Origin of the sequence: Pradoshia sp. (assembly GCF_051873915.1) — a bacterium.
Classification (GTDB): domain Bacteria; phylum Bacillota; class Bacilli; order Bacillales; family Pradoshiaceae; genus Pradoshia.
This window is the reverse complement of record NZ_JBJEFJ010000089.1, coordinates 1-11,832: the sequence shown is the minus strand read 5'-3', so window position 1 is coordinate 11,832 and position 11,832 is coordinate 1. Positions and strand designations below refer to the sequence as shown.

Sequence of the window (11,832 nt, the reverse complement as noted above, 5' to 3'; positions counted from 1 at the left end):
AAAAATCCACGATGGTCTCCAAAGACTTTCGGTTCAATCAGCTTTACCCCTTGCAACAAACTGTCAATAACCTGCATCCTATTCCTTCTTTCGCTATTATTTGTTCTTGTTCAAATGAGTTGATGATTATAAATCTTAGGCAGAATCTATCCATCTTGAAAACACGAAAATTTCGTGCGTTATAAAGAATCTACATCCCTATCGTATTAAATATAGAGAAACTATTCTAGAGCTTCGACATTATCTTTCAAAGTTTTTACAGCATAAAAAAACTGCCCCGTTACAGGGCAGCCTTTGACGATTATTTAAGCACCATACCGCTTTGTTTCTGAATCGCTCTTTCACGGAAAAGCTTACGTTGCACATCATCCATCGCTTTATATTCCTTCACAAAACGCTTGTACTCCGGTAATACTTCATCCGTTGTTCCGTATTGCTTCAATTCACCATACTCCAGCCAAATGGCTTTGTTACAGAAATCATTGATCTGCTTCATCGAATGGCTGACAAAGAAGATGGTCTTTCCGCTGTCACGGAAGCTATACATCTTTTTCTTAGATTTCTCTGCAAATCCTTGGTCACCGACCGACAAAGCTTCATCAATGATGAGGATATCCGGATCAACGGTGACCGAAATCGCAAATCCTAATCTTGATTTCATCCCGCTGGAGTACTTTTTGACAGGCTGATCAATGAATTTGCCAATATCAGCGAATTCAATGATATGCGGCTCCATTTGCTTGATTTCTTTTTTCGAGAAACCTAGCATGAGGCATTTCAGCTCGATATTTTCACGACCGGTCAATTGATTGTTCAGCCCAGAAGCAATCGCAATCAAGGACGTTTGCCCGATAGTTTCCACTGTCCCTGAGGAAGGAGGAATAATACCAGCGATGATATTGGAGAGCGTTGATTTTCCGGAGCCATTCACACCGACTAGCCCTATGACATCTCCTTTACCTGCAGTGAAACTGATATCCTGCAAGGCATAGAAATCCTCTCCGCGTCCGCCTGGAAGAATAATGTCCAGCAGCTTATCAGCCGGTTTGCTATGCATACGATATTTTTTGAAAACATTCTTTAGAATGACCGTATCACTCATATTCATTCACCCCATTCTTACAAATAATCAACGAAATGATTTCTGAATTTGACATGCAGTACAGATCCGATTAATAACAGGACAAGAGTTAATCCCCAGAAGTAGAGGGTATAATTCAAATTCTCTATAAAGTACCATCCTGTACCAAGCAAGGAGGCTCGGTAGCCCTCCGCAATATAGGTGAGCGGATTAATCTTAATCAGGATCTGCAGTCCATCTGGAAGCCTGGAGCTGTGCCAAATTAATGGAGTGATATAGAAAACCATCCTCATAATCGCTTGGACAACCATTTGGATATCCCGAATAAGCATCGCAAGTGTCGAAGTAATAAGAGTCAAGGCTAATATAAAGACATACACAGCCAACATAAAGTATGGCACCTGGACATAATAAACGGAAATAGGGAATCCCCCAAATTGCAGGATAATCATCACAATGACCAAAATCATGAGATGTTGATACAATTTGGACATGATGACAAAGGACGGAATCGTACTCATCGGGAAACTCATCTTCGCAATCATATTGATTCGCTTATGGATGGACTTCGTTGCTTCCAAAATAGCTGGATTGGCAAAGAACCAAACAACGATCCCAGAGAGCATCCAGTAAATGAACGGTATCCCGTCAATATCCTGTCCTCCGCGAATCCCGATACCGAAAATAAGCCAGTAAATACCTATCTGAATCATTGGGTTAATGAATTCCCAGAGAATCCCTAAATAATTATTCGTGTTGGCACTTTTCATTTCAAACATCGCCAACCGCTGTATTAAATAAAATGATTGTATTTGTTCTCGTATTACCTTAAACATTGACTTCATAAGAGTTGAAATTCCTTCCCATGTTGATGCGATTATTCGATTACAGTGCACGCTGTTTTGAAACGATCGGCTTCTGATCGAATAAATAGCTGACCAAGTTCTCACTTGAGTGCCCCTTGGAGTATTTATTCCATTTACGTGAGAATTCTTCTATTTGGTTCATATCAAAATCATTCTGTTTAATTGTGTTAATGATGTCTTCTGTTGTTTTCACAACAGGTCCCGGCACCATCTGTTCATAATTCTCCCATAATCCCCGATCAGCCTCATAGGTATCCAAATCATAGGCAAAGAATATCATCGGTTTGTTTAATAAGGAGTATTCATAAGGAATGGACGAATAATCGGTAATTAAGACATCCGTTACGATTAGCAGCTCATTGATGTCATACTCATTAGAAGAATAATTTAACACGAAGTCTGTATACTTCTTACTGTAATCTTCCGCATGCTTGATTGCCGGATGCAATCGAAGAACCAGTACATAATCATCACTTAATTCCTTATACATCTTATCGAGGTCCATTTCAAGTTTAAAGCGGTCAAGCTCATGATCACGATAAGTCGGTGCATACAAAATAACCTTCTTATTCCATAGCAGCTCATTTTGTTTGGTCATTTCATTGAATATCCGTTCTTTTTCATTCTGGTTATAAAAGAAGTCTGTTCGGGGAATACCAGTTCTAAGAATATTTTCTCCCTTAACCCCAAATGCATTCATGAAATATTGGGCCATCGTATCCGAGCCAACAATAATTTTGCGGAAACGGGAGTATACTTTATGAAAGCGCTCCTGCGCACGTTTGGAGCGATGCTTCACCGAAGAATCCATCAGACCAAACTTTTTGATTGCTCCTGAAGCATGCCATAGCTGTACACATTCCACTTCCGGCTTGAAATGAGTAACCGCAAGAAAACCATAATAATTATCGACAAAAACATATCTGGATGTTGCCAGGTGGTAAGCCATTCTCACCAAATCAATTGGATTAGCACCACCCATATTTACAACGGCAGCATCTTCATAAATTTGAAACCGATTCTGACTATTTCCTTTACATAAAAAAACCACGTCAAAAGAAATATTCTTTCGACGCATTTCTTCATAAACATATTGTGAATTATCACCAAAGGATACGACAAATGTGACTTTATCTTTTAATGGAATCCATTTAAATGTACCAAATAATAATCTAAAAACAAGCAAATACGCTTCTATTAACCATTCTCTAATCATTATTCACCTTACTGATTTCTGACATTAATTGCACCCCGAAGACACCCGTTGTCCTCGGCAAATATATGCCCTCAGATAATCAAATTTTCCTTTCTTCACTCATCCTCGACTCGATCACAATGAATCGTTCGTTCATAAGATCACTCAAGGATGATGTTGCGACCTGCTGCTTTAACAGCCTTCTTATTCTCCATTATGAACTCATTGGCAGACAAGCCAATAATCAAATAAGCGGCCAATCAGGATGATCATTCTTCTCTCCTAAGCTAGCTTGCTCGCAAACTGGCAGTTGACCTTTTCCATAGAGTGAGGTAAAACCTCTGCTATATTATATAACTCATCCCTATAAGTTTCAAACCTGCCGAGAAAGGCTTTATTGTTAAATGGTGAAATAATTTACTGTTTATCCTTATATCTATCTACATTGCTTAAGAATGGTTTTCTATGAAATTACCCATTCAACAATCGCAATAGATAGCTTCCTTGGCACCAGCCGACCGTGCCATTGGAAAGCTTCACCTTGTACCAGCCGTTACTTGTTACCGGTACATTGCTCGAATTAAGGACTAAATGAACATACTGATAATTTGAGAGCTTGCCGATAACTGAACCGGATGTGCTTGGTGTCGAGCGCACATTTAAACTGCTCGCACTCACCCGTGCCAGATTCTTTACGCTCATATAGCTGGAGTAGCTGCTCATGCTAATCTTGTTCGTATAATACGTCTTGCCGTTATACGTCACACGGAACCAATAATCATTGTATTTTGCGTCTAGGTAGAACGACTTGCCGCTGGTGATGGTCGCAGCAACAGTCGAGGATCCCTTTGTCGAATAGAGCTTAATGGACGTCTTCGCTATCGCTAAAGTCCCGCTTGGGAAGGTATCACTTCCGCTTGGGAAACTAGGGTACGCTGGATAAGTTTTATTAGGTGTCCTGTTCTTCGCTCCCTCTTTGCTAAAGGGGAGGATATTCTCCATATGCTTCGCAATCGATCTTCCCCAATTAGAGTCCGATGCATAGTAAAAGTTCATCCCAGTGCTCAAGCTGTCAATCCTTTTTCCATCTGCGCCCTTCACCGTGTAGCCAAGATACGCTCCTTTATATTTCCAGGAGCTCGGATTTAAATACGTCGCCTTCATCTCTTGAGCAAGATAATTGATGCAGCTTTCAACGGAGGAGAATTTCACCGCACTGACAAAAGGCGAGCTGTCATATGCCCCGAAACCGAATAAATTATTCTTCGCCTTCGCAATCGTTGATTTCCCGTAATTACTCTCATGAATCGCATGGGCAGCCAAATAGAGCGCATTTACCCCATACTTCTTCCCGGCAGAAATAAACGCACTCCCCTTCCCGTACAATACGCTGTTGGAGGAAGTTGTATACTTCGCAATGTACTGATTAATTTGCGCAGCTGTCACCGAGGACTCAGTTCTTAAATCCATCATTAAATAAGACGTGCTTGTCTGCTCAGCGGAAGAAGAGCTGCTTGAAACGAGATAGGAGGCGGATACATAACCAGATACCCCGCCATAGGTCACCTTATACCAGCTGCTATTATACTTTGTCGCCTTAATGGTTGTTCCCTTCGGAATAAACCCGAGTTTTGATGAAGCGGTAGAGGCGGTCTTACGAATATTCAAGTTTGCCGTTGTTACGTAAGATTGAGAAACCTCTCCATCCGTTGAAGTGCCCGTGGAGTTGGTCGTGTCTTTGATCAAATAACTGCCGCTCACCCAACCGGTCAGACCATTATAGTTAACCTTGTACCAACTGCCTGATTTCGCCGTAGCTGTAACGGTCTTTCCCTTTGGAATCATGGTTAAAATATTGCCGCTCATGGAGGCGGAGGAACGCAAATTTAAATTGGCTGTTGTCTTGTATTTAGTTGCCGCAATGCTCGTCCCAGCAGAGGTCTGCTTTGAAAATTGCTTAATGTTTACATAACCCGTCTTGCTTCCATAGGTTACTTTATACCAATCCCCAATCGTGGATACCGCCTTAACCGTTGCTCCTTTTGGAATGGAGGTAAGCTTTGAATAAGCCGTACCAGCAAAGCTGTAAAGGCTGGTTGCTGTATCCGCCTTATAGGTAGCTGCAGGGATAGACTTTTCCGTCATTTTTTTCACTTGGGTTGATTGAATATAGTAGTAGGAATTATTATATAGCACCCGGTACCACGTGGCGCCCGTACTAGTGACGACCTTTTGCGTAGACTTGAAGACATTCCCGGACTTAATCGAATAAACGACTGTACTTGATGTGCTCGCAGATTTATACAGCTTGCTCGTTCCCGTTGTCGCATAATAGGTAAGACTCGTTGCCGTGGTCGTGTTATATGCCTTCAAATACGTACCGCTGACCCAGCCCGTCTTGCCTCCATACGACACCTTATACCAATTGCCTGACTTAGCCGTTGCCGTTACAACCTTCCCCTTCGGAATGAGGAGGTAGCTGGAACTGCTCGTAGAGGCCTTAGAACGGAGATACAAATTGGCTGTCGTCTTGAACTTTGTTGCCTTGATAGCCGTCTGTGATGATGTATTAGACGAGGAAGACGAGGCCTTGATATATTTGCTGCTAACATACCCCGACTTCGAGCCATATTTCACCTTATACCAGCTGCCGCTTTTTGAGACATAGGTAACCGTCTTCCCTTTCGGAATCGTCGTGACAATAGCTGAACTTGTGGAAGCCTTTGTACGCAAGTTTAGATTAGCTGTCGTTGTATAGACCTTCGTGACCTTTTTTAAGTACCGCGAGCTTACGTACCCCGTTCTTGTACCATACTGCACTTTATACCAGTCACCAGTCTTTGATATGTAAATGACTTGCTTTCCTTTAGGAATAGTCATTGAAATTTTGCTGCTCATACTACTCTTAGAACGCATATGTAAATTGGCTGTCGTCTCGTAATAGACCGTACTCGCCGCCTCAGCCTTTAAGCCGCCCAGTTTCTCCGGCAGGTCAGATCCATTGCCTAAATATAAGCCTGACGTCACTAGCATGGACGCCGCTATCAGCTTATTTGAAAATGAATTAGTCTCACTCACCTTCGTCCCTCCTCAACTTAAACTATTCTAAAATAGCACTATTATTTTTATTTTCTAATGAATAGCTTATAAAATCAAATTAAAAGGAGGTTATTATTTATATTAAAATAACAAAACCCCCTTTTCTCTCGGAAAAGAGGGTTTTATTTTATTTAGTCAAATCACGTGCAATATAGGACCCAGATACCCAGCCATTCTTGCCGCTAGGCAGCTTCACCTGGTACCAGCCATTCTTCTCGACCGGATTTTTGCTTTTATCGAGTACAAGCTCGACATAGGCATAATTAGAGAGCTTACCAACGATATCATATTGCACACCAGCACCTGAACGGACATTTAAAGAGCCAGTCGTTATATGAGCCAGATTATACACCTTCATAAACTGATGATAGCTGCTTAAGCCGATGACATTAGTGAAGTAAGATTTCCCCTTGTACTGAATCTTAAACCAATTATCATTCCATTTTTCTAGCAGATAGAAGGTCTCTCCTTTTTTAATCGTTGCTGCCGGTGCTTTAGTCGAGTCCTTTGCGGCATAAAGCTTTATGGGGGTGTTCGCAGCTGCCAGTGTACCGGTCGGTAATTTATCCACCCCTATAGGCCTAGCTGGTGATGTCACACTCTTTGTGATCGGCTTTCGTCCGACTGCCTTTTCATTACGATAGGCAAGGATCCTGCTCATATGGGACTCAATCTTAGAGCCCCAGCTAGAATCACTCGCATAATAGAAATTCATGCCCTTACTCAAGCTGTCCACCCGAGCTCCATTGACATTCTTAATCGTGTAACCGAGAACGGGTCCTTTATGTTTCCAGTTTCCGCTAGATAGATAGGTTGCTTTTATTTCTCTCGCAATATACTCGATATTCTCCTCAATGGTCGAAAAACGCATCGCCCCGACAAATGGGGCTAAATCATAGGCGCCAAAGCCGAAAAGATTATTCTTCGCCAATGAGATCACCGAGGTCCCATAGCCACTCTCATGAACCGCATGGGCGGCAAGATACAAAGCATTCACCCCATATTGCTTACCTGCATTTATGAAAGCTTGTCCTTTATTCGCAAGGACACTCGGCTTTCCTGTTCGCTTTACATAATCATCAATATATTGATTGATTTGCACAGCTGTCACTGAGGATTCGGTTCTCAAATCGAGTGTCAAATATGAATCCTTTTTGTTCGCCAACTCCCGATAGCGATCATACTCCGCCTTCGTAATCAAATAATGACCGGAGACATAGCCGGTTTGGCCTTTATAGCTCACCTCATACCAGCCGCTCTTCGTTTTATAGGCACTTTTCACGGCCGTATGACTCGGAATATCCACTAATGCCTCTGATGAAGTCGAATCAGATGACCGTAATTTAAACGGGCGGTCAACAATGACATAAAAGACAGCTTCTGTTATTGCCTGCCCGTCCGGCTTGGCTTCAGCAGCAGGTGTCTTGTTCTCGGAATCAGCTGGCTTATTTTCCTGAACCTCTGGCTGTTTCTCTGGCTCTACGGGCTTCGTTATAGTTGGCGCCTTATATGCCTTGAGCAATTTGCCCATCACATAACCCTTCTTGCCATTATGAGTAATCTGATACCAGTCCCCAATTCTGTAAGAAGTCGTAATGACTGTTCCTTTTGCGATCTTGGACAGTTTAGAATGAGCCGTTCCTGCGGCTGAATAAAGATCTGTATCCTGAATCAGCTGATAGCTGGTCTTATTGATGGATGTGGCTTGTTTACGCACAACAGCCGTGCTTTGGATGAAATAATGCTTCTTATTATAAGTGATTCGATACCATGTTTGACCGATGCTGTTCACCACTTTTTGAGTGCTGGTCAGCAGGTAATCCTTCGGCAGTGTATAAGACAGCTTCTTCTTCGTATTCGGATTCTCGTAAATACCGGCAGATTTATTCGTAGAATAATAGGTTGCTGCTGTCGTGGAATAAGCATGGTATTCCTTTATATAATTCTTTACGACCCAGCCTGTTTTCCCGCTGTATGTAACCTTGTACCAATCTCCGAACTTTTCCGTCGCTGTCACCCTCTTCCCCTTCGGAATCGTGATAACATGCTTGCCTTTTGCGGATGCAGTGGAACGCATATGGAGGTTAGCCGTCGTTTGATAGGTTGTGGAAGTGATTTTTGTTGATTTCGCAGTAGTCACTGGAGTGGTCGTTTTCTTTATGTATTTGGAGCTCACATAGCCCGTCTTCGAATGATATTTCACCTTGTACCAGTTGCCGCTCTTGGAGATATACGTAACTTCCTTTCCCTTAGGAATCGTCAGCAGTACGCGGCTCCCCTTAGCTGTTGTTGCCTTTGACCGCATATTCAAGTTAGAGGTCGTCTTATAGACGGTTCTCGTTGCCGCCTCCTTTGGTGCCGATGCAGCCGCTCCCACCTTCTTTAAATAGGTACTGCTCACATAGCCCGTCTTCGAGCCATACTTCACCTTAAACCAGCTGCCGCTCTTGGAAATATACGTAACCTGCTTCCCCTTCGGAATCGTCATAATGATGCTCTTCTTCGTGCTCGCACCAGATCTCATATTCAGATTCGAAGTCGTCTTATAATAGGTAACCGCAGCTGCCTCTGCATGCAGCCCCCCTAACGAATACCTGTCTCGCTTCCCCTCAGGCCAAATCAGCCCTGTCGATAAAAGCAAGGACATACTAATCGAAACAATCGTTACTTTCGACCTACCATTCATTCAACCTTCCCCCTTTTTCTTAAAAATAGCCTTAATAACCCCATCCATAATACTTATAATTCAGCACATTATGTAATTATATGGCATTTATTAGTTAATTTTAACATACTTTTAGACTAGTTGCTTATCATTTTGGTTGATTTTCACTTTTTAAGGTTCAGATTGTCATTACATCCATAATATCGGTAGGAAAATGACAGGATTTAAGATGGTTTGTCATAATGAAGCGGTTTGTTGCGGAGAATTAACGAGTGAAAATAGGGAGATATTTTTAAATCTTTAGCAGGGATGAGTGCTTACCCCAAATCTATGATACTTCAGAGGAGTACGCCCCCATATCAAAACAGCGTAATAAAAGAGGTTTTGGAAGAGATTCAAATGAAAAATCCAGATTCCCTTACTAAAAACCCATCAGCTTGTCCATTTTGATCATTTGAGGGCTGAGCAGTCTTCCTTTTGACCGCTAGAGGGTCGATTTTCCCTATCTCTTCCTATTTAACAGAGAAAAACCCGGACACAGTCCGGGTTCCTCATCTTACTCACTTATTCAATTCACGAATTAGATAGGTGCTGGAGCACCATCCGATTGTACCGTCTTCTAACTTCACTTTGTACCAACTTCCGCTGGTAATAGGTGTGTTACTGGAGTTTACCACCAACTCGACATATTCGAATTTATCGAGTGTGCCGACGATCGTGCCAGTGGTGCTTGCGCTTGAGCGTACGTTCAGTGATGAAGCTGTTACGCGCGCAAGGTTTTTGACGGACATGTAATTATTGTAGCTGCTTAGGCTGATTTTATTTGTATAATAGGTTTTTCCATTATACTTAACCGTTAGCCAGTAATCATTCCATTTCTCAAGAAGATTGAAGGTAGCCCCTTTTGGAATGGTCGCAGCGACCGTGCTTGTGCTTCCTTTTGTGCTGTACAAGCTGATGTTTGCCTTTGCTACGGCGATTATGCCTGTTGGGAATACATCTTTACCGCTTGGATAAGCCGGTCTTGATGGAACTGTCGTATTAGCGGCTTGGTTTTTCGCTCCTTCATTGCTGTAGGAGAGCATGCCGGTCATATGGCTAGCAATCGCATTACCCCAGTTGGAGTCACTCGCATAGTAGAAGTTCATCCCTTTACTTAAGGAATCAATGCGGGTACCATTGACGTTTTTAATCGTATAACCTAAGTAAGCACCTTTATATTTCCAGTTGCTTGGATTTAGATAGGTTGCTTTCATTTCTTGTGCGATAAATTCAATATTGCTTTTAATAGTCGAGTATTTAACCGCTCCAACGAATGGCGCCAAGTCGTAGGCACCAAACCCGAATAGATTGTTCTTCGCCATTGATATCGTTGATTTCCCATAGTTACTTTCATGGATAGCATGTGCTGCTAAATACAAGGCATTTACCCCGTATTTTTCCGCTGCGGCAATTATCGTTGCCCCTTGTCCATGTAAAACACTATTAGTGGATGTCGCACTCTTCGCAATATAGGCATTAATTTGAGCCGCTGTTACAGAGGATTTCTTTCGCAAATCCAAGAATAAATAACTATCTTGATTGCTTTCATAGCTCTTAATCTTTGCTGCATTTGCCTCCGTAACCAAATAATTTCCGGAAACGAATCCAGTCTTTCCGCTATAGGTCACCTGGAACCAGCCATTTGATGTCTTATAGGTTGTCGAAAGCGTCGTACCTTCAGGAACAGTCCCTAATAACGTAGACGACGATGAATCAGATGCACGTAAATTGAGATTAGAGGTCGTCACATAATTAACTTTTGTAATGGTTGTTCCGCTTGGTAAATCAGGCGGCGTCGTGTTGGTAGATCCTGTGGAGCCTGAGCCTGAAGTGGAACCAGAGTCTGAACTTGCTGTCACTTTAGAGAAATTTTTGATCCATACATAGCCCGTTTTTCCGCCGTAAGTGGTTTTATACCAGTTTCCAATGCGGTAAGTCGTGCTTATCGTAGCACCCTTCGGCACTGTGGTAAGCTTTGTATGTTTCGAACCTGCATAAGAATAAAGAGCTGATGCAGTATTCGCTTTATATGTCAGTTTCGAGAAGGATGAGGCGGTTACCTTGGTCACAAATGTCGATTGAACAAAGTAATTCTTACTCTTGTAGCTAACCCTGTACCAGGTTTCCCCTATACTATTAACAACCTTCTGTGTGGATTGAAAAACATTGTCTGCTGTTATGGAGTAGACAGAGGCTTTCTTTGTATCCGGGGTGGATCGAAGAGTTGCCGTTTTCGTGGTCTTATAGAGCGTTTTAGCTGTCGTTGTGTACTTGTAATACTCTTTCACATATGTACTTTTGACCCACCCAGTCTTCGAACCGTATGTAACCTTATACCAAGACCCTGATTTAGCCGTTGCCGTAACAACTTTACCTTTCGGGATCGTGGTCAAAACAGATCCTGATGTCGATGCTTTTGAACGCAAATTAACATTAGCAGTTGTTTTGAATTTGGTCTTCTTAATGGCTGTTGAAGTCGTTGTGGTGGTCTTCTTAACATATTTTGAACTAACATACCCTGTTTTCGAGCTGTACTTAACCTTATACCAGCTTCCCGAAGTCGAGACATACGTAATCTTCTTCCCTTTCGGAATGGTTAATATTACTGATGAGGAAGTACTCGCGCTCTTACGCAGGTTCAAATTGGCCGTTGTCGTATACGTCGTCACAGTCGCTGCATCGGCTTCTCCACTTAAAGCAGGAATAGATATGCCGCCGGCAAGCATTCCCACTAACAAAAATAGAGACAGCCCGATTATTCTTAGCTGTTTCATTCCACGTCTCAGCAAAAACGAAACACCACTTTCTTTTCTGCCGGATTAAGTTGTAAAAATACCAATCTCTCAATCTCCTTTGCATTTTTTCATTTCTTTACATATTACGA

General features: G+C 42.3%; 6 protein-coding genes. All 6 read right to left on the bottom strand.

What is annotated here, in order from left to right:
- Positions 1-301: 301 nt before the first annotated feature.
- The 6 genes from tagH to ACI35L_RS08495 all read right to left on the bottom strand — a co-directional run bounded on the left by tagH (position 302) and on the right by ACI35L_RS08495 (position 11,722).
- Positions 302-1,102 (bottom strand): teichoic acids export ABC transporter ATP-binding subunit TagH, encoded by an 801-nt coding sequence (tagH, locus tag ACI35L_RS08520; protein ID WP_049669403.1) that lies wholly within the window; start codon positions 1,100-1,102, stop codon positions 302-304.
- 17 nt (positions 1,103-1,119) lie between these two features.
- Entirely contained in the window at positions 1,120-1,926 is an 807-nt protein-coding gene (locus ACI35L_RS08515) for an ABC transporter permease (protein ID WP_049669402.1), read from the bottom strand.
- A gap of 40 nt (positions 1,927-1,966) precedes the next feature.
- Positions 1,967-3,163 (bottom strand): CDP-glycerol glycerophosphotransferase family protein, encoded by a 1,197-nt coding sequence (locus tag ACI35L_RS08510; protein WP_049669401.1) that lies wholly within the window; start codon positions 3,161-3,163, stop codon positions 1,967-1,969.
- A 450-nt stretch (positions 3,164-3,613) separates the two neighbouring features.
- Positions 3,614-6,220, bottom strand: a complete 2,607-nt coding sequence (locus tag ACI35L_RS08505; protein WP_439802662.1) for an SH3 domain-containing protein — start codon at positions 6,218-6,220, stop codon at positions 3,614-3,616.
- 148 nt (positions 6,221-6,368) lie between these two features.
- Positions 6,369-8,927, bottom strand: a complete 2,559-nt coding sequence (locus ACI35L_RS08500; protein WP_439802661.1) for an SH3 domain-containing protein — start codon at positions 8,925-8,927, stop codon at positions 6,369-6,371.
- Positions 8,928-9,466: 539 nt separating this feature from the next.
- Positions 9,467-11,722: an SH3 domain-containing protein gene (locus ACI35L_RS08495; protein ID WP_439802660.1), complete on the bottom strand. Its 2,256-nt coding sequence runs from the start codon at positions 11,720-11,722 to the stop codon at positions 9,467-9,469.
- Positions 11,723-11,832: the final 110 nt, after the last annotated feature.

Excerpts from the sequence above, each read along its gene's own strand:
- tagH (WP_049669403.1), bottom strand. The coding sequence starts at position 1,102 with ATGAGTGATACGGTCATTCTAAAGAATGTTTTCAAAAAATATCGTATG.
- ACI35L_RS08515 (WP_049669402.1), bottom strand. The coding sequence starts at position 1,926 with ATGAAGTCAATGTTTAAGGTAATACGAGAACAAATACAATCATTTTAT.
- ACI35L_RS08510 (WP_049669401.1), bottom strand. The coding sequence starts at position 3,163 with ATGATTAGAGAATGGTTAATAGAAGCGTATTTGCTTGTTTTTAGATTA.
- ACI35L_RS08500 (WP_439802661.1), bottom strand. The coding sequence starts at position 8,927 with ATGAATGGTAGGTCGAAAGTAACGATTGTTTCGATTAGTATGTCCTTG.
- ACI35L_RS08495 (WP_439802660.1), bottom strand. The coding sequence starts at position 11,722 with ATGAAACAGCTAAGAATAATCGGGCTGTCTCTATTTTTGTTAGTGGGA.